The sequence below is a fragment of the Stieleria neptunia genome, assembly GCF_007754155.1.
Taxonomy (GTDB): domain Bacteria; phylum Planctomycetota; class Planctomycetia; order Pirellulales; family Pirellulaceae; genus Stieleria; species Stieleria neptunia.
Window position 1 is genome coordinate 2,144,037 of the sequence record NZ_CP037423.1, and the last position, 19,972, is coordinate 2,164,008.

The window sequence follows — 19,972 nt, forward strand, 5'->3', positions numbered from 1 at the left end:
GTTCGTTTTGATCCTGCGGGACAAATGACCGGACCACCCGCACTTTCGCGTCTTCCCGAACGTGCCGATCAACCCCAACAGCCGGATCGACCGATGCGAACGGTACAAGAGGCCCTGCCGGATTCACACCGGTGGTCGCGACAAGCCTGACGGTCCCGGTCAACGAGCCACCCGATGCTGAAATTAAACTCATCTCCCGCACGTTCTGCCAACCCTGTCCCCTCGCCGGCGAGCGATGATGGGCAACGTGCAGGACCGTCGGCGGCATGCCGGTCCCTGCTGGCGCGATTGATCATCGGGTTGGCGTCGATGGGGGTGTCGGGGTTGGCGTCGGCTGAACCGATCGACCGGGGCAGCGACGCCTCGTATCGGGAACGCATGACGCGATCGCAAGTCGACGCGGCGATCGCATTGGGAAACCTGGACGCGCTCGGCCGGATCGATAAAGCGTCTCGGTTGGAATCGCTTTACACGGCCATGATCGAAACCGAGCAAGCCCGCATCAAGTTGCGTCAATCCATCGCGCGACGCGACGCCAATTCACCGCGTCACGCATCGCCGGTGATCGATCCGTTGACGGCCGGTGACGATGCCTCCGGCGGGCGGATTCGAGTGACGGCTTTTCGAGAGGACGGCCCGCACCAAGCCGGCGGCACGGCCCAGATCGCGACCTTGTTGCGTCCGAACCGATACGCCCCACTGGTTGTCACGCTCCCGCATGCCTTGACGCCGGATGGGCGATCCGCCAGCCCGGCACTGGAATCGGTGGTGGTCGACGAGTCTCTGGCAAGCCAACAGACGTTCGCAACGTCGGCCGACCCATCCGGCCAGGCCCGCGACACGGAGCGGCTGGGCAGGCGCGAGTCGGAAACGGCACGGTCGACCGACAGCCCAGAGGAAGCAAGTTTTTCCGCGTTTCTCTCGGACACGCCTCCGGTCGCGTTGGCGTCTCCGCGGTCACAGCGTACGCCGCTTGCGGCGACGCTGCCTGCGGCGACGCTGCCTGCGGCGACGCTGCCTGCGGCGACGCTGCCTGCGGCCGCACCGATGGTGGTTTCGGCCCCGATCGATCCAAATCCCGAACCGGATGATTCGATCCCGGCGCCGGTTCGACCGGATTCCATTCCCCCGGATCCCGTTTTCGCGCCCGCAGCCCCGACCGCAGTCGCGCCCGCAGCTCCGGCCGCAGTCGCGACCGCAGTTCCGACCGAGCCTGTTCCGACCGAGCCTGCTCCCGTTCGGTCGTCGGTGGCGGCAGCGCCGCCTGCGGCCGCCGCGGCCGATGCGGAAGTTGCGGCGCAATGGCCCTTCGCGATGGGCGGGCGTGAAACCCTGCCGACGCCACAAAACACGGACGACGTCACGCTCAGCGTTGACGATGTCGATGTCCGCACGGTGTTGGAGATGCTGGCAAAAGGTTACGGCATGAACATTCTGGTCGCTCCCGATGTCGTCGGCTCGGTGACCGCCAATGTCAGTGGACTGACGCCCGAACAAACGCTCACCAGCGTCGCCCGGATGTGTGGTCTGGCGATCCAGCGTGACGACAACGTGATCCTGATTTACCCGAAAGACAATCTGCCCCGGGAATCGCGCGAACTGCGTGTGTTCCCGCTGGACTTTGCTCGAGCGGAAGTGGTCGAGCCGACGATCACGGGGCTGCTGTCACCGATCGGCAGCGCCTACAGTTCCAAAGCGGACGATCTGGATAATCGCAAAGGCCGCGAATCGATCGTGGTCGTCGACACGCCCGACGTGCTGGAACAGGTGGAGCGGTATTTGATGCAGGCCGACCAGGCCCCGCTGCAGGTGATGATCGAAGCGCGGGTGATGGAGATCGAACTAAAGGACAACATGGAGCACGGCGTCAATTTTGAAGCGATCTTCGGCGGTGATTTTCGTGTCGGTGGATTTCGGCTGACCGATAACATCGCCACGTCGACCAACCCGTTTTACTTTGGTGAGATCAGCGGCAGCGACTTGAAGGCCTTGCTGACCGTGCTGGAAACGACGACCGACGCCAAAACATTGGCCACGCCGCGGGTGATGGTGGTCAACGGCCAGAACGCGAAGATCCAAGTCGGCCAACAGCTCGGTTTCGCCGTCGCCACCGTCACGCAAACGTCAACGATCCAGGACGTTCGCTATCTGGACACCGGCGTCGTGCTCAATGTCACGCCGACGATCAGCCGCGATCACCGAATCCTGCTCCAGGTCAAACCTAAAGTCAGCAGTGGTGAAATCAATCCCGACACCTTGCTGCCCGAAGAAACGACGCGGGAAGTGGAAACCTCGGTCATGCTGGACAATCACCAAGGCATGATCGTGGGGGGATTGATCCAGGAAGAAGACCGCGTGGTCATCAAAAAGCTGCCGTGGCTCGGTGACGTCCGGCACGTCGGAAAGTTCTTTCAACGCCGCGAGACCTCGCGGGCGCGGACCGAGATCATCGTGGCCTTGATTCCCCACATCATCGATCCGTGTCAAGGCGGTCACTACAGCGACGACGATCCGATGCGAAAGCAAATCGAGTGGGAGCGGACGGAAAACCATTTGTTCAACGGCCCGCTCAATCGCGAGTGCCGGCCCTGGGAAGCACGTCTGCCCGACGTGACCGCGGACGACGCCTTGCACCGCGAGATCGACCGACTGCGGAATCGGCACCCCTACTGCAAAGGCTGTGAGCCGATCAAAACGAGTCTTCTGCCGAACCACTGACAGTCTAACTGACAGTCTAATTGTCGATCGCGTGACACCGGGGTACACTCCTGCGGTAGACACAGCGACTGCCGCGGATCGATTCTGGACCCCGCCAATCGCATTGCGAAGCCCCCCGTACTGCACTGCCCTCGCCCCATCGAGATTTCCTGGATCACGAGATGAGTTCAAGCGTTAATTTGGAAACCCAAGACGCCGGCACGGTTCGTCTGACTTACGGTGACCAGGAGATCGAGCTTCCGGTCGTCGAAGGCTCCGAGGGGGAACGCGGAATCGATATCTCCGTGCTCCGCGGTACCACCGGGCTGGTCACCCTGGACGAAGGTTTTGTCAACACCGGCAGCACCCGCAGCGCGGTCACCTTTCTCGACGGCGAAAAAGGCATCCTGCGATATCGCGGTTATCCGATCGAGGACCTGGCCAAGCACTGTGACTTCGTCGAAGTCGCCTACCTGCTGATTCATGGCGAATTGCCGAGCCCGGCCGAAGCCGCCAATTTCCGCAGCGGGATTCGCCACCACACGATGATCCACGAGGACATGCGGTCGTTCTACAACGGATTCCCGCGTGACGCCCACCCGATGGCCATCCTCAGCAGCGTCGTCGGCGCGCTGTCGACGTTTTATCAAGATTCGATGCAGGTCGATGATCCGGATCAAGTGGAAATCTCGATCTATCGACTGCTCGCGAAACTGCCGACCATCGCTGCCTATGCGTACAAGAAGTCGATCGGCCAGCCGTTCATGTATCCGAACAATGATTTGGATTACTGCGAAAACTTCTTGCACATGATGTTCGCGACGCCCGCCCACGATCACTTGGTCGACCCCGACTTTGCCGAAGCCCTGAACCTGCTGTTGATCGTTCACGCCGACCACGAACAAAACTGCAGCACGTCGACGGTGCGGATGGTCGGCAGCAGCAATGCCAACCTGTTCGCATCCATCTCCGCCGGCATCGGAGCCTTGTGGGGGCCGCTGCACGGGGGGGCCAATGAAGCTTGCGTGAATATGCTGGAGAAAATCGCGGCCGATGGCGGGAACGTCAAAAAGTACGTCGATATGGCCAAGGACAAAAACAGCAGCTTCCGTCTGATGGGATTCGGCCACCGCGTCTACAAGAACTTTGACCCCCGCGCCCAAATCATTCGGGCGTGCTGCGACAAACTGCTCGCCAAACTGAATATCGACGACCCCTTGTTCCATGTCGCCCAAGAATTGCAAGACGTGGCGCTGGAAGATGAGTACTTCGTCGAACGAAAGCTCTATCCGAACGTCGACTTTTATTCCGGCGTGATCTATCGGGCGATGGGGATCCCCGTCCAGATGTTTACCGTGCTGTTCTCCCTCGGGCGGCTCCCCGGCTGGATCGCCCATTGGAAAGAGCTTCACGCCACGCCCGGAAAACGCATCTATCGTCCCCGGCAGATCTACACCGGGCAAAACGAACGCACCGTCGTCCCGATCGAAAATCGCTAATCGATGCCACTCGACCTTGCCGCCCTGTTCGACCAAGGGCTCTCGTATGATGCGTTCTTGGCCAAGCACGGCAACGAGGCCCAGCGCAACCGCTGGAGTGCGGTGCATGCGGAAGTTCGCCTCAGCGAGCCCCAGCGCGATCTGCTGGCGGGATTCGTCCGCGAGATGAAAGTCCTCGTCTCGGCCGGTGCCTGGTGTGGCGACTGCGTCAATCAATGCCCGGTGTTCGATCACTTCGCGGCCGCGAATGAAAAAATTCGCGTGCGTTTTTTCGACCGAGACGAACACAGCGAGTTGGCCGAATCGATTTCGACCTGTGGCGGCCATCGCGTCCCGTCGGTCTTGTTTCTCAGCGAGGACAACTTCATCTGCGGGCGGTACGGCGACCGCACCCTGGCGACCTATCGACACATGGCGGCCACCCAGCTCGGCCCCAGTTGCCCGACGGGCATCGGTGCCATCAACGTCGACCTGCTCCAAGCCGTCACCGCCGAATGGCTGGCCGAATTCGAACGCATCCAGTTGATGCTGCGATTGTCAGGGCGTCTGCGCGAAAAGCACGGGGACTGATTGTCAAACCTTTCCGGTTGTAGGCTTCGAATCGTCTGTTGGCATCTTCTTGCCACCGAAACCGCTCCCCAAGCCGGCTGATCGACTGAATATTGCCGGCTCAGAACTCCGATTTTCTTTCCAGACCCTGTTCACCTACGCATTACTGGAGTCTTCCAGTGCCGAAATTTCCGCGGCCCGCCCGCGTCTCGATTGTGATTCCGCTGCAGCGTGACGAGAAACTTTTCGAGGAAACGCTGCTCAGTGTTTTGGAAAATCAGACGGATGATTGCCAGATCATTGCGGTCCACAACGGGACGTATGCTGATCCCTTTGAGCTGAACGACGAAGTCAGCTTTGTCACCGCCCGATCGTCCAACCTGACCGACTTGGTGCGCGATGCATTTGGCGTCACGTCGGCCCCGGTTGTGCACGTCCTGGGGACCGGCATGCGAGCCCAGGCCGATTGGCTGGATCGCGCCTTGGAGCCATTTGACAACGCGCGGGTCGGCGCCGTCGCCCCGACCTTGATCGACCCGGCCGGCCGTCCCGTTGAAGGCGCCCATTGGGCGGATTCCGGCGGGCGATTCTGCCAGAGCCGCTCGGGGCTTGTTCCCACGGGGCCGCTCAGTGGTTTTTTTGTGAACGCGTTTTTCGCCCGCCGCCACCTGCTCGGCAATCTGCTTGACGCCGTCGCACCGGCGATGAGTGATCCGATCGCGGTCAGCTACGCGATGGGGTGCTTGATGAAGCGTGCCGGATGGAAACTCGCCTCGGCAGACGGTTGTCGCGTTGAGGCGGAAGACGCGCTCGAATCGCCCGATCACTCGGACATGGCCCGCGGCCAATGCCTGGGTGCGATCCGCCATCGGGTGCTGCCAGGCGAGCCTGCTCCCGGAAGGGGCGCGATGCTCCGCGAGGCGCTTCTGGGTTCAAGTTCCGTGGGCGAGATGATCGGGATGATGCGTTATCGAAACAGTCTTTCGGCGGTCCGCCGCGCGATCGACCCCGACAGCGTCCCAGCGGCCGACGACACGGCCCACGTGATCAACCTGCCTGCGGCCGAGACGCAACTCCACCGGGATGCGGCGTAGGTCCGGCTGTGCCAGCAGCACGTTGGCCTGCACGGCGTGCCGGAGTGCTGCGTTGCAACCTCATCTCAGGGTGGCGGATTTGATCGGAAACGGGCATCGGTATCCAGGGATTCACCAACCGTTGGTGTCTAGCCTTTAGGCGATTCCTTGTCGCTGCGCCGCAGCGACGGAGAATTGCCTGAAGGGACCGTCCAGTTTAGGGACGACGCGAACGCAACGGATCCTGATGGTCTCGTCGATTGAGTGTGATGCGGTCGGCGAATCGTTGTACGATGTCCTTTCTAAGTCGTCGGGGCGAGCCCTCCGGACGACGGCCCGGAAGGGCCATCGTACTCCAAGAACCAGTCGTCCTAAGCTGGACGGTCCCTGAAGCCTGTACACCAGCACGCATGCCCGTGCCATTCGGGTTGCGCATCCTAAGTTGAAATAACGATCGCGCAATGAAAAAACCCCGCCGGTCGATGGCCGGCGGGGTTTCGTTTTTCGTTTTTCGTTTAGGCGTTGGCCGACGAATTGGCCGACGAATCAGTTGCCCGAGTCGTCTTTGTTTTCTTCGGACTCGCCGACGGAGGCGCTGACGGGCTGTTCTTTTTCCTCGGCCAGGCCGCGGGTTTCGCCGTGGAATTCGAGCCGAACCACTTTGACCTTCTTGCCATCGGGGTCGATCATCTTTCCCTCGTCGGTCACGGTCATGTCGCCCGGGGCGACGGAATCACCGTCGGAGTTTTCCAGGATCCCTTTGACCACGATCGTGTCCTTGCCTTCGAATGCACCGCGGAGCAGTTCTTCGCTGAGCGGGTCTTCGATTCGTTGTTCGATCGCACGACGCAGCGGACGTGCACCGTAATTCAAATCGGTTCCGCGACGGATCAAGAACTCCTTCGCTTCGTCTTGCAGTTCCAGCGCCAATCCGCGGTCGAGCAAGCGTTCGCGAACCTTGGACAGTTCGAAATCGATGACCAGCTTCAAGTCGACTCGCGTCAGGTGGCGGAAGATGATCGTGTCATCCAGGCGGTTCAAGAACTCGGGCCGGAACACGCGTTCGATCTGTTCCATCACACGCGTCTTCATGGATTCGTAGCTGGCGTCGTTGTCGGACTTTTGGAATCCGAACGCAGACTCGTTCTTGATCGCTTCGGCACCGGCGTTGGTGGTCATGATCAGGATCGTGTTGCGGAAGTCGACGTTGCGTCCGAACGAGTCGGTCAAACGGCCTTCTTCCATGACCTGCAGCATCATGTTGAACACATCGGGATGCGCCTTTTCGATTTCGTCGAACAGCACCACGGCGTAGGGGCGGCGTCGAATTTTCTCGGTCAACTGACCGCCTTCTTCGTACCCGACGAATCCGGGAGGTGCCCCGATCAAACGGCTGACGTTGTGTTTCTCCATGTACTCGCTCATGTCGATGTGCACGAGCGCGTCGCTGTCACCGAACATGTATTCGGCGAGCGCTTTGGCGAGCAGGGTTTTCCCGACCCCGGTGGGTCCGGCGAAGATGAACGAGCCGGTCGGGCGTCGCGGATCCTTCAAACCACTGCGGCTTCGGCGAACGGCTTTGGCAACGGCCGAAACCGCCAGGTCTTGGCTGACGACTCGCTTGTGCAGTTCTTCTTCCATCCGCATCAGTCGCAAGCTGTCTTCGGTCGACAGTCGGGTCAACGGGATGCCGGTCATCTTGCTGACCACTTCGGCGATCACTTCTTCGTCGACGACGCCGTCGGTTTGCTGGCTCTTCTCACGCCAGTCCTGGGTGATCTGGTCTTTCTTCTTGCGAAGCTTTTCGGCCTGATCGCGGAGGTTGGCCGCTTTCTCGAAATCCTGGTTGGCGACCGCGTCTTCCTTTTCCTTGTTCAGCTGTTCGACTTCTTCGTCGATTTCTTTCAGATCCGGCGGACGGGTCATCGTGCGCAACCGAACGCGTGCACCGGCTTCGTCGATCACGTCGATCGCCTTGTCGGGCAGGCATCGGGCGGTGATGTAGCGCTCGCTCATCTCGACGGCCGAGACCACGGCGTCGTCGGTGATTTGCACGCGGTGGTGTTCTTCGTAGCGTTCACGCAGCCCTTTCAGGATCGCGACGGTTTCTTGCTTGCCGGTCGGTTCGACGATGATCTCTTGGAACCGTCGCGCCAGCGCGTTGTCTTTTTCGATGTACTTTCGGTACTCGTCCAGCGTGGTCGCACCGATGCACTGGATCTCGCCGCGGGCGAGGGCTGGCTTGAGCACGTTGGCGGCGTCGATGGCGCCTTCGGCTCCACCGGCACCGACCAGGGTGTGGAGTTCGTCGATGAACAAGATCGTGTTCTTGACGCGGCGGACTTCGGTCATGACCGCTTTGATGCGTTCTTCGAATTGCCCGCGATACTTGGTGCCGGCAACCATCATCGCCAGGTCGAGGACCACGATTCGTTTTTCGGCCAGGATCTCGGGGACTTCGCCCTCGATCACCTTTTGGGCGAATCCTTCGACGATCGCCGTCTTGCCGACGCCGGCCTCGCCGAGCAGCACGGGATTGTTCTTGGTCCGGCGGCAGAGGATTTGGATGGCGCGTTCGATTTCGCGTTCCCGCCCGATGACCGGATCCAGTTCGCCCTTGCGAGCCAATTCGGTCAGGTCGCGGCCGAAGCTGTCCAGTGCGGGCGTCTTGCTCTTGCCGCTCTTGCCCGACGCACTGCCGGAACTGCCTTCTTCGCTGCCGCGTCCGCCGCGTTCGCCGACTTCCGCACCCTCGAGTCCATGGCCGAGCAAATTGAGCACTTCTTCGCGGACGTCTTCCAGCTTCAGCCCCAGGTTCATCAGGACTTGTGCGGCGACGCCTTCTTGTTCTCGCAGCAGACCGAGCAAGATGTGCTCGGTGCCGACGTAGCTGTGATTCAGATTCCGAGCCTCCTCCATGGAATACTCGATCACCTTCTTCGCCCGCGGCGTTTGTGGCAACTTTCCGACGGTCACCATCTCGGGGCCGCTCTGGACCAATTTCTCGACCTCCAAACGGATCTTGCGGAGATCGACGTCCAGGTTTTTCAGCACATTGGCGGCCACCCCACTGCCTTCTTTGACCAGGCCGAGCAAAATATGCTCGGTCCCGATGTATTCGTGGTTGAAACGCTGTGCTTCCTGGTTAGCCAGTTGCATCACTTTGCGAGCGCGGTCGGTAAATCGTTCGTACATTTGTTTGTCTCGTTACCCGGCGGGTTTTGCCAGGTCTGCGCCCTGTGGGGGGAACACACCTGGGTTGGTCCATTCAAATCAGACGAAGCGTCCAAAGGGGATGCAAATCCCGCTTTTTGTAACCACGTCAGCCTTGCATTGTTCAAAACTCAGATTGACAGCTGAACTGTCAACTTGGCGATTCGTTCGTCTCGATTCCTCGTCAGTCCCTTATCAGCAAACCGTACGCCATTCCAAGCGAGATCGAGTCACAACGACCGCTTGAGGACACAGCGGCGGAAGGGATCGCCGGCAATCAACCGGCTCACTTCGATTCTATCGGTTTTGTAAATTTTGGGGGATAGGAGTCCCAGCGAAACAACCGCCTTCCAACATGAATTTGAAGCAAAAAGGCGGTTTAAATTTTTACGTTTCTCCGGCCACCATCCGTCGTCACGTAGTCGGTTTCACGGGGAAAGGATGCAATCGCACCGTTTCACGCGGCAGGTGCCCCCCCTTGATCCCACTCAAGCCGCTGTCAAATCGGCAGCATTGCCATCTCCCTGCAACTCCGAGGCCGACTCGTCCTCTGCCTCCTCGTCCGCTTCCCCTGCGGATTCGGCGTCTCGAGCAATCCGAGCCGCCTCGGCATCCATCTCAATCTGCCATCGATCGGCAATCTCCAGCCGCCGCATCTCATCCAACAGCACCGCCGCACTGGTGACTCTGCCTGTATGACGATACAGACTTGACAACATCAACAACGCCGGGGGGTCACGCGGTTCGATCGCCAAAATCCCCAACAACAGCGGTTCGGTCGCCTCCCAGTCGCCGCGCAGGTAGGCCGCCTGGGCTTCGACAAAACGATCGGGTGCTTCGGTCACCGCTCGCGGATTGATCAATGCTGGCAATTCGCGGATGCTTTTGACCGTCCAACAGATCCAGACGCAGACGCCGACCCACCAGGCCGATCGGACCAGCAACGGGTCCAACCAGGTCGGATAGAAGTGTTTGAGAATCAACAGTGAATTCAAGCCGATACCGAACCCGATCGCCAACGGCAGCGCTGACAACCGACCGCGCCACCAAAGCTCGCTGAGCCCCGGCCAAAAACAGGTCAGATAGTTGCGGAATTCCATTTCATTCTCAGAGAGTGCCCTGGAATGTCTAGGCGATCGGTCGCCGCCAACGCAAGCCGAGAAGCGCAAGAACGCGAACGACCAGAGGGCTTGTAAGCCGGGTTCTGTACCGATCGAACGCCTTGCCGGACCAGAGCCCGGCGGCGCCGATGGTGGCGACCATTTATCTGTGCACGACGATTGCTCGTCGCCTCCATTGCGACCTACCCGGATGTCGATCGCGAAGCGGACCGCTTCTGCACCCTGTTTGGTCTAGCTCCGGATGGGGTTTACCGAGCCGATCGAGTCACCCCGATCGCTGGTGCGCTCTTACCGCACCGTTTCACCCTCACCACGCATCCGCCAGGGACGAACCCTCGCGGACCGTTCGGCGGTCTACTCTCTGTTGCACTTTCCCTGGCCTCACGGCCGGTCGACGTTATCGACCATCCTGTCCTGCGGAGCCCGGACTTTCCTCCCGCCGGTCCAAAAACCGACGAGCGATCGCCCCGCCCTCTGATCATTCGAACTGCCTAACATGACCGATGACGCCCCCGCGGACAAGGTTCACTTCCCCGGCACATACTCGAGTTGAATTTCGGTCTCGGGCAACAGCGGTCGCAACTGATCGACGCCGGCTTGCGTGACAGCCGTGCGGGTCACGATTAATTTTTCAAGCTTCGACAATCCCGCCAACTGCGGCAGCCCCGCGTCGGTGATCTGCGTGCTGCCCAAATGCAGGAACGTCAAACCGGTCAGCTTGCCCAGGGCATCGAGCGATGGATCACCGACGTTGGTCTTGTCGACGTTCAGCCACTGTAGCCCGGTCGCCCCGGAAAGTTGGCCCCAGTCCGCATCGCCGACCGACGTGGCATACAGATTGAGCTTGGAAAGTTTTGTGAATCCGCCGAGTGTTTCCAGCGACGCATCGTCGATTCCCGCACACTCGCTGAGATCCAATTCGACCAACTGCGACAGCCCGGCCAGTTCGGCCAACCCGTCGTTGCCAAATGGTGTCGCCGCGATCCGCAGTTTTTTCAGCGCCGGCAGCGATGCCAGCGTCTGGGCCGATTCGTCGGTCACTTGCGTCCCGGCCAGGTACAATTCACTCAGCTTCGACAGCCCGCCCAGCGCCGCGACGCCTCGGTCGGTGATCGGCAGAAAGTCCAGTGCGATCACTTCCAGCGTCTCGATCCCGCCCAATGTTTTCATCGCGGTGTCGGTCACCTGGGTTGCATCGTCTTTTCCCGACAGCCTGATCGCCTTGAGATGGTTCAGCCCGGCCAAATGCGAGATCCCCGCGTCGCCGACCGCACAACCACGCAGATCCAGATTTTGCAACGAGTCAATCTTCGCCACAGGGATCAAACCGGCGTCGTCGACGTTGGATCCCGCCAGCAACACGCTGCGCAGTTTCGGCAGGGCAGCAAGTTTTTCCAACACACCGGTGACGTCCGCGTCGCGCAGATCGACCTCGATCACCGCGTTGTTCCCATCGCGACGCGTCTTCGCCACCGCTTCAACGGCGGCCGCGATGTCCGCTGCCGAGGCGACCGAGTCGGCCGGGGCGGAATCGATCGCTGCTTCCGATGCGGGTTTTACTGACGACTTGGACGGACAACCGAGGGTCAAGCACAGTAATCCTGCAAGGGTGATGGATGCGTAAAAAGGTTTCACCGAAATGATTCCAAAAAGGTGTGTGGATTCCAGCCGAGACGCACAAGCGGCCTGTCGATGTAAGCCCGCATGCGTTAGCAAAGGGCCACGCGACGCCCCTCGCTAACGCGTCGCCCTGGCATCATTGCGTTGATTCGGGAACATCGATTCAATCGACAGGCAGCAAGTAGTTTACCGCAGCTCCGTTTTCAGTTAGAGATGTGGCAGACGATTAGTCTATCAGCCATCGCCCCCGACAGGATCCACCGCTCGTTTCTTCCCGGCATGCAAATTCGTTTCGTTTACACCAGCAGCCCCGTGGACGATCCCGTGCGGATCGATGCGATCTTGGCCGCGCTGCCCGCCGAATGCGAAACGCAGCAGATCGATGCTGCCACCCCGCAGATCGAAATCAGTGACGCCGACCAATTGGTGATCGCAATCGTTGTCGATCTCAGCGACGCCGGCGCGGGTGCCGAGCCGATTCGAATCGCGACCGCCGCGGTGCAGCTCTTTGCGCAGTTGGCGACCCGGTTCCGCATCACCTGGGAGGTCGGCCACGAGCTTGACCCGCACTTGGGGACCATCGTCGGCGATGCCGCGATGGACGAATTGATCGACGAAGTGAAGACCGCCGTGGAAGTCGCCCGCTCGCTGGCGGACTTGATCGTCGACGACGAGTTTGTCGAACCCGATGCGCCTGTGATGGAATCAGACGACAGCGACGACCGCGGAGACGCCACGTGGGAGGAACTCTTTCAACCGCCCGATTCGTTCATCCGGTTTCCGGAATTTGATTGAGCGTTACTGTTTGGAAAACGCAAGCGTCGCGACCACGTCGCCGCCGGCGTTTTGTAATCGCCATCGAAACGCGTTGGACGAAGGACGCTCAAGCGTGCCGGTTAACGTCACGCCGGCCGATTCGCTCAGAACCAATCGATCGCCGGTCGTCTGATACGTGCCCCGCGACACCGAGTTCTTTCCGCTCTTGGTGTGAACCATCACGAACTTGCCGTCGGCATCGAAGCGAACGGCCCAGGCATCGTTGGCCGAGGTTTTCGCCGACCAGGTTCCGTCCAACGGCTCGGCGGCCGGCGTCGTTGCGGGTTGGGCCGGCGGCGTGTCGTTGTCGGTGCTCGCCTCGGCAACGGATGCCTTGGTCAACACCGTCGTCGTGATGCTTGCCGTCTTCGTCGCCGCCAGCGTCAATCGTTCGGCCGCGGTTCGCAATCGGTCCGCGGTGACGCCCTGATTGCTGAGCGACGTGTGCAGCGCGAGCGTTTTACCCGACGCGATCAACTGCACATGGTCGTGGCGTTGCAGCGCGACGAGCAACGCCATCAGTTTTTCGCCATTGACTGAAACGTCGTTGCCCGAGACGCCATTGCCGGATGCATCGATCGGCAGACGGTCCATCGGCAACACGGCATCGATGCGATCGGCGTCGGCATCGACGCGGAACTGCAACGTTCCCTGTTGGGATGCGTCGTCGGCGGTCGGCAATAATTCTGCCAAGTCAACACGCACCGCCAGGGACTCCACGGCGCATTCAATGCCTGCTGCCGAAAGCAACTTGGACAACGACGCGGCCCCCAAGACCGCGGCCGGTGATTTCGACGGCGTCGCGACTGGCTGGGACGCCTCGACCACCGTTTCGGACATCGAGATTTCGCTGAACAACTCCGCATCCAGCGGCGATCCCGCCCGAACCGACAGCGGCGGCAGCGTTGCCAGTGCGATCAGCGTCGCGGCAACCGCGATCGGCAGGCGAGGAAACCCGAGGCCGCTGACGGTTAATCGGCCGGCAAACCGAGCGGCAAACCATCGGGCGGCAAACCGAGCGGCAGGATTCCGTGGGGGATTGTTCATCGATCGGTCACTCGGCGTTACAGGGTCGGCGTTGGTCTGCATCACCAAGCGAAACGCATCGCGAAATGTGAACGAAAAACTGTCGTACATCGTCAAAGTCCATGAATTAAAACAACGACGCGAAAAAATCAGAAAGCGGTTTCGGAATGCTGGCAAAACATTTCAGTGCGAAAAAATCGGGGGGAACCGTGCAAAATGGGTTCACGCCATCGACCCGAGCACGCCGATCCCTTTCTTGTCGGGGCGTTCCTGAGCTTGCTGTCAGGAACCAGCGGCCTACACTTACGCGGCGATGTCTGAAAATGACCTCGCCCGCTTCGATCCTCTTAATTCGGCAGAGGGATCATTTTTAGGGTTCGCCTAAGTCACTTAACGGCTTGTGCAGTAGCACGCTCAGACTTACGCGTTTCTCCCAGCGGCTCCATTTTGCCGCCGACGGGTCGAAGCAACTGCCGGCTGACAGATCAACCGATCTGTCGGCCGGCTTTTTTCGTTTCTCTTGCCTCCGACCATCCATTGCCCGCCACTATCGGTGGGTCGCTCCATCGACGCGGCCATCTCCCATGACGTCGTCTGCTCCTGCCGAATCCAGTGACGCCAACGAGATCCCGCGCGTCGCCCCCACCTTTCAGCTTTCGTCGCGCGGGTTGTTCGCCGCGTTTTGTGTGATGATTGGGGTCGGGCTGGGCGTTTACGCGTTGTTCCCCGAGAGCATCGGCGGCCCGCCCTTGCCGGTGGTGGTGACGCTGGACGAAGCGCCGCTGCCGACGACCGGCGGCCAAGTGGCCGTGTTGACCCCGGTGGTCACGGTCACCAGCGAGCTGGACCAGCCGATTCGGCATCTGTCGATCATTCTCAACGGGCAGTATGAGATCACCCAGGCCAGCCCCCTTCAGCCGGGGGAAAGTCTCACGCTTCCCCAAGCGATCTTCACCGACAAACGCAGCAACCGCCGCTTCGATCCCGAGACGCGGGTGGTCACCGAGGTGATGGTTCGGGGGCAACTGCCCAGCAAGTCGAGGGGGGTGTCGAAGTTTTTCTTCGAAAGCCCCTCGGTCCGATGACGTTGTGGCGTTTTTATTCGTTGAAAACAAAAAGGGGGGCTCCCGCCCTCTGGATATCGATTGCGTAACGGCAGCTGTTGGCAACCCATTTAGTTTCTCTCCCTCTGGGAGAGACGGCGTTTGCGCAGCAAGCAAACGCCAGAGAGGGCCCACGCTGTAACAGTCGAGGTGCCTGCCGCTACGATCAATTCCGTCACGTATACCATGGACTCCCCCCGGGAGAGCCGAGCGTATCGAGGAGGGGGCTCTTTACTGTTTGGGACGCGAATCTGATAGCCGAAATAAAACTCACCATTCATCGTTCGACCCTCCCCTCGCTCTGCTCGACCCTCCCTTCCAGGGAGGGTGGCTACAACTTCGTTGGGCACCCCATGCGTGCGCCCAATTTTTCTCCGATTGGCACACCAATCGCATCCCTCTACTTCCTACCGGGGTTTGACTTGTCTTTCGCCCATTCCAGCTGATCAATTGCGATACAGGTGTTGCAAAATGCAACACTCACAACCGGAATGGCGATCAAATGGAGTGGGCGAAAGGCGTTTTTTTTCGTAGCGAGTTGAATTGAGCGGGAATAGACTCTGCCAGTAGAGATTTCTCTCGATTGACTCATCCCTTATCCCAAGATCGTAAGAAACCCGCCAATGCGTGGATTTCGAGCGGTTTGGAACTTAGCACACAGAACGGTTGTTCCGATGAAGACAGGCAGATCGCCGTTTTCAAGCACCGCGGAGAAAATTCAGATGCGAGACGTCGCACGTCAACTAAAGACTTTGATTACGCCAGGGCGGTGGATTCGCCCGATTGTCGGCCTTGTGGCTTTGACGATTCCGATGGCCCCTGGATTCAGCCACGCCGCCGACGGCAATGACAGCGGCGCCCAGGCCCGCATCGTCAGTTTCCAGGCGGACGGGGCGGCGAAGGACAGCCCGGCCTATTTCGCCGCGTCGATTTTGCCGTCGGCCGATGATGCGTTGTTGCGGGAGGTCCAGAAACCGGCCGCCGACGTCGTCATCGTGATGGACACCTCGGCCAGCCAAGCGGGCGAATTTCGTCGCGAGTCCCTGGCGGCGGTCAACAAGGTCGTCGCCTCCCTGCGGCCCGGTGACCGCGTGCAAGTGTTCGCCGCCGATGTGGCCGCGGTCGCCATGAACGACGCCTTGGTCGCGGCCAACCAGCCGAGCGTGAACACCGCCCTGGAAAGTCTGCAGCGGCGTTTGCCGCTGGGCAACACGAACATGGTGTCGGTGATCGATGCGGTCCGCGGCACGTTGCTGGCCGCTCCCCGCTACCACACCCGATCGATCGTTTACATCGGTGACGGCGCGTCGATCGACGCCACCGGCAGCGAAACACGCTTTGCGGCACTGATCGATGCCTTGCGGGCAGACCATATCTCCGTGCACAGCGTCGCGATCGGTCCTTCCAAGAACATCGAGTTGATGGCCATCTTGGCCAATCACACCGGCGGCGTGCTGGGCGTTGTCAACGAAGCCGAGGGCAACACGGCCACCGCGATCGCCGACCGGGTGACCGAGTCGGCCGTGCGTTCACCGATTTGGATCGATCAGGCGGAATTGCCCGCGGCGGTGACGATCGCTCACGGCAAACGGGTCCCACCATTGCGAGTCGACCGCGATTCGATCTTGATCGGTCAAATCGCCGGCGACCTGGATTCGGTCACGTTTGTGCTGCAAGGCACCACGCCGACCGCCAACATTCGCATCACCACCGACGCGAGCGTCGAACGCGACAACCCCGACTTCGCCTTCCTGCCCGGTTTGGTGGACGGGGCAAAGAAAAATTCAGGGCTCACCTTGCCCACCGCCAGCAGCGTCATGCTCCGCGAAACCGCTCGCATCCTGACCGCCAAGTCGGACGAACTGGTGCGGGCCGGGAAACTGGCACTGAAACAGGGCAACAAGAAAGGCGCCAAAGCGGTCGCCGAGATGGCCTTGGAAGCTGACCCGAACAACGAAGACGCCAAAGCGTTGGTGAAAGTCAGCGGCACGACGCTGATCATCCAAAACGATTCGCCGTTTGATGGTTTGTTCGGCGAAGACGATGCCCAACCGGCGGCTCCGGCGGCCGATGACCCGTTCGGCACTCCCGAACCGGCAGCTCCGGCGGCCGATGCGACCGACGACCTGTTCGGAACCCCCGAGCCGGCTCCGGCTGCACCCGCACCGGCTGCTCCCGCGGCACCGGCACCGGCACCGGCCGCCGCGGCACCTCCGGTTGCCACGCCGCCCCCGGCAGCCCCCAGCGGTGGACGTCTGCCGATGGTCCCGCCGGGACGCAGCATCGTCGGCGACGACGAAATTTTGGAGCGTGGCGGCGATTTGCTGGACCGCATCGAAGCCCAACGCAGTGCCGCCAACGGACGCCTTCGCGCGGAAGTCAAAGCGGCATTGCGGGCGGCCGAACGAGCCCTGCGGACCGACCCGACCGGCGTCGCCGGCCAGCTGAAATCGGTCCTCGCCCGCGTTCAAACGCTGCCGGACATCGATCCCAAACTGCGTCAAGATTTGGAAAGCCAATTGCAATCGTCTATCCAAGCGGCCAGCAGTGCCTATGCACGCTTTGCCGCCCAACAGGCCAACATCGTCGCTCAAGACGAAGCGTCGCGTGCGACCGCACGGTTGTTGCAAGAGACGTTCCGCCGCGAAGCGACCCTGAAGACGCTGTCCCAGCAAATGAACGCCCTGATCGACGAAGGCCGTTACACCGAAGCCGACGGCGACGTGTCGTTGAAATTTGCCGAGATCGCCGGTGACTCGATCACCGAAGATTCCATCGCCGGTCGTCATTTCACCGACCAGCCGCTGGCATTGCAGACCTACGACCGTGACCGTCGCTACAAGGAAATGCGTGAGCGGAACTTCGTCGACGCGTTCTCCCTGGTGCTCAAGAGCAACATCCCGTTCGTCGACGAGCCCCCAATCTTGTACCCCGATGCCGATGTCTGGCAGGCGCTCAGCCGACGTCGCCTGGAACGCTACGGTTCGATCGAATTGGTCGGTGACAACGAAACCGAACGCAAGATCGAAGCGTCGCTGTCCGACGAAACGACGCAAACGTTTATCGAAACCCCGCTCCGCGAAGCCATTCAGACGATCAGCGACACGCACGAAATCCCGATCGTGATCGACAACCGAGCCCTGGAAGAAATCGGTCTCGACGCCGATGCCGGGGTCAACATCGACCTCAAGAACGTCACCCTGCGGTCGTTCCTGCGATTGATGCTGCGTGACCTGGAACTGACGTACCTGATCAAAGACGAGGTGATGCAGATCACCACCGTGGAAGCTGCCGAAGACAACCTGGTGACCAAAGTCTATCCCGTCGGTGACCTCGTCGTGCCGATCGTCTCGCTCGGCGGCGGCGGCATGGGCGGCGGCATGGGCGGCGGCATGGGCGGCGGCATGGGTGGCGGCATGGGCGGCGGCATGGGCGGCGGCATGGGCGGCATGGGCGGCGGCATGGGCGGTGGCGGCATGGGCGGCGGCATGTTTGTCGTGCCCGACAATGTCAGCCTGGATTCCAAATCGGAATCCGCCCCGACCGCGACCGACGCCGATGTTTCCCAGGACAGTGTGGCCCAAGACAGCGCCCCGGCGGCAACGCTTTCCGCTGCCGAAGAGCAGTTGATCCAACCCCTGAAAGTGACTCCCAAAGAAGGTCAAACACGTGGTCAAGCGTGGGAAGCATTCTTTGCCGGATTGACCCTCGGCGATGTGCGCCAAATCACGATTTTGGATCAGCAAATTCGCGCGACCGCCCGCCAGTTCTCGCTCAAGGCCGCAGCGGCCGACGAGCGTGGCGATCGCGCAGCGGCCGTCGAGTACTTTGGTCAATCGCGAGACATGATCAGCGAAGCGATCCGCGCCGGCCATGTTCAACCGTGGATGTACCAAGCCTATGCGATCACGCTGACGGCGACCGGGGCTCCCCAATCGGAAGTCGAGCGGGCGTTGTTGTCCGCGGTCGATTTCGCGGAGACCCCCGCCGATATCTTGAACGTTGCCGCCCGTTTGGAAGACCTGGGCAGCGCGGCTGCTGCCTTGCGACTGTGCCAGCGGGTCGCCGAATTGGACCCGAATCGACGCGAAACCTACGTGATGGGTCTGCGTCTGGCCGAACAGCTTGACGATCCCAACGCCATCGCTTGGGCTTGCAGCGGTGTTCTGGCCCAAGCCTGGCCGGCGGAGTTCGCGCCGGTCGTCGACAAAGCCACCCTGTTGGCCCGCAGCGCCTACGCCGAGCTGAAAGAACAGGGCATGCAAGACGAAGCGGCGAAGTTTGCCAGAACGCTTGATCAGGCTGCCGCACACGATGTCATCGTTCGCGTGTCCTGGACCGGCGATGCCGACATCGATCTGGCGATCGAAGAGCCCGGCGGAACCGTTTGCTCACTGGAAAATCGATCCAGTGCCAGCGGCGGCACGCTGCTCGGTGACTCCTATCCGGGACAGGGCGAAGACAACACGGGAACGGTCTCGGAAACCTACATTTGCCCACGCGGGTTCAGCGGCCAATATCGTCTGCTGGTTCGAAAGGTCTGGGGCGAAGTCTCGACCGGGCAGGTGACGGTCGAAATCGTCACCGATGCCAAACGGCCCAGCCAGCGATTCATCCGCAAAGAGGTCCCGCTGACGGAGAAAAACGCGCTGTTCGTGTTTGAAGTCAAAGACGGAAAACGCCAAGAGAAGCTCGGTGAAGCACAGTTGGCCCACTTGCGAGACGTCCAACGCGATCTCAACGGTCAATTGCTCGGTCAATTTGCCGATCCCGGAAACGACTCGGCCCAAGTGCTGCGTGACCTGTACCGCGACACCCAACGCTTGACCGGTGGCGTCGGGGCGAATCCGTTCTTCGGCCGTAACAACGCCGTCGGGTTCCAGCCCCAAATCACCCAGTTGCCCGAAGGGGCGTCGCTGTCGACGCTGGCGATCATCTCCGCCGATCGACGCTACGTGCGGATTTCACCCGCGCCGTTCTTTTCACAAGTCGGCGACGTGAGCACGTTTAACTTCGTCGATGGCAACACCGGCGGTGCCGGTGGAGCGACCGGCGGGGCGACCGGCGGGGCGACCGGCGGAGCGGCCGGTGGTTTGGGCGGCGGATTGGGCAACTGATCTCAGGCTCTCTGAGCCGACGAGTTCCAGCTAGCAATTCAAAGGCTGTCATCCTTTCCGGGGTGGCAGCCTTTCTTTTTTTCCGTTCCGCTGAAACCTGGACCGCGGTCACCGGGTAGATTGCAGTAAGGGGACCCC

Annotated in this window: 11 protein-coding genes and 1 other RNA gene; 7 read left to right on the forward strand and 5 right to left on the reverse strand. The window is 60.9% G+C overall.

All coding sequences use genetic code 11. The features are described 5' to 3' along the window. The first annotated feature begins 174 nt into the window (after positions 1 to 174). The 4 genes from Enr13x_RS07425 to Enr13x_RS07440 all read left to right on the forward strand — a co-directional run bounded on the left by Enr13x_RS07425 (position 175) and on the right by Enr13x_RS07440 (position 5,839). Complete coding sequence (locus Enr13x_RS07425; RefSeq protein ID WP_145385413.1) at positions 175 to 2,718, forward strand: hypothetical protein; 2,544 nt, start codon at positions 175 to 177, stop codon at positions 2,716 to 2,718. A 161-nt stretch (positions 2,719 to 2,879) separates the two neighbouring features. Next, positions 2,880 to 4,196, forward strand: coding sequence for a citrate synthase (locus Enr13x_RS07430; protein ID WP_145385414.1), 1,317 nt, complete (start codon positions 2,880 to 2,882; stop codon positions 4,194 to 4,196). A 3-nt stretch (positions 4,197 to 4,199) separates the two neighbouring features. After that, positions 4,200 to 4,766 (forward strand): thioredoxin family protein, encoded by a 567-nt coding sequence (locus Enr13x_RS07435; RefSeq protein WP_145385415.1) that lies wholly within the window; start codon positions 4,200 to 4,202, stop codon positions 4,764 to 4,766. Between the two features lie 158 nt (positions 4,767 to 4,924). After that, positions 4,925 to 5,839 carry a glycosyltransferase family protein gene (locus Enr13x_RS07440; RefSeq protein WP_145385416.1) on the forward strand — a complete coding sequence of 305 codons (915 nt, stop codon included), beginning with the start codon at positions 4,925 to 4,927 and terminating at the stop codon, positions 5,837 to 5,839. A 525-nt stretch (positions 5,840 to 6,364) separates the two neighbouring features. Here the strand turns inward: Enr13x_RS07440 and Enr13x_RS07445 are convergent. The 4 genes from Enr13x_RS07445 to Enr13x_RS07460 form a co-directional block, all read right to left on the reverse strand. After that, on the reverse strand, positions 6,365 to 9,013 hold the full coding sequence (locus Enr13x_RS07445; RefSeq protein WP_145385417.1) for an ATP-dependent Clp protease ATP-binding subunit: 2,649 nt from the start codon (positions 9,011 to 9,013) through the stop codon (positions 6,365 to 6,367). A 506-nt stretch (positions 9,014 to 9,519) separates the two neighbouring features. Further along, positions 9,520 to 10,131, reverse strand: a complete 612-nt coding sequence (locus Enr13x_RS07450) for a tetratricopeptide repeat protein (RefSeq protein ID WP_145385418.1) — start codon at positions 10,129 to 10,131, stop codon at positions 9,520 to 9,522. 77 nt (positions 10,132 to 10,208) lie between these two features. After that, positions 10,209 to 10,630: RNase P RNA component class A (gene rnpB, locus Enr13x_RS07455), an RNA gene on the reverse strand. Between the two features lie 47 nt (positions 10,631 to 10,677). After that, on the reverse strand, positions 10,678 to 11,787 hold the full coding sequence (locus tag Enr13x_RS07460; protein ID WP_197455860.1) for a leucine-rich repeat domain-containing protein: 1,110 nt from the start codon (positions 11,785 to 11,787) through the stop codon (positions 10,678 to 10,680). Between the two features lie 198 nt (positions 11,788 to 11,985). Between Enr13x_RS07460 and Enr13x_RS07465 the strand changes: the two genes are divergently transcribed. Next, positions 11,986 to 12,567, forward strand: a complete 582-nt coding sequence (locus Enr13x_RS07465) for a hypothetical protein (RefSeq protein ID WP_145385420.1) — start codon at positions 11,986 to 11,988, stop codon at positions 12,565 to 12,567. A 3-nt stretch (positions 12,568 to 12,570) separates the two neighbouring features. Here Enr13x_RS07465 and Enr13x_RS07470 read toward each other — a convergent pair whose 3' ends face one another. Then, on the reverse strand, positions 12,571 to 13,725 hold the full coding sequence (locus Enr13x_RS07470; protein ID WP_145385421.1) for a hypothetical protein: 1,155 nt from the start codon (positions 13,723 to 13,725) through the stop codon (positions 12,571 to 12,573). Between the two features lie 473 nt (positions 13,726 to 14,198). On the opposite strand from Enr13x_RS07470, the gene Enr13x_RS07475 reads away from it, so the two are divergent. Further along, on the forward strand, positions 14,199 to 14,699 hold the full coding sequence (locus Enr13x_RS07475) for a hypothetical protein (protein ID WP_145385422.1): 501 nt from the start codon (positions 14,199 to 14,201) through the stop codon (positions 14,697 to 14,699). Between the two features lie 830 nt (positions 14,700 to 15,529). Continuing rightward, positions 15,530 to 19,834 (forward strand): VWA domain-containing protein, encoded by a 4,305-nt coding sequence (locus tag Enr13x_RS07480; RefSeq protein WP_197455861.1) that lies wholly within the window; start codon positions 15,530 to 15,532, stop codon positions 19,832 to 19,834. Positions 19,835 to 19,972 lie beyond the last annotated feature (138 nt).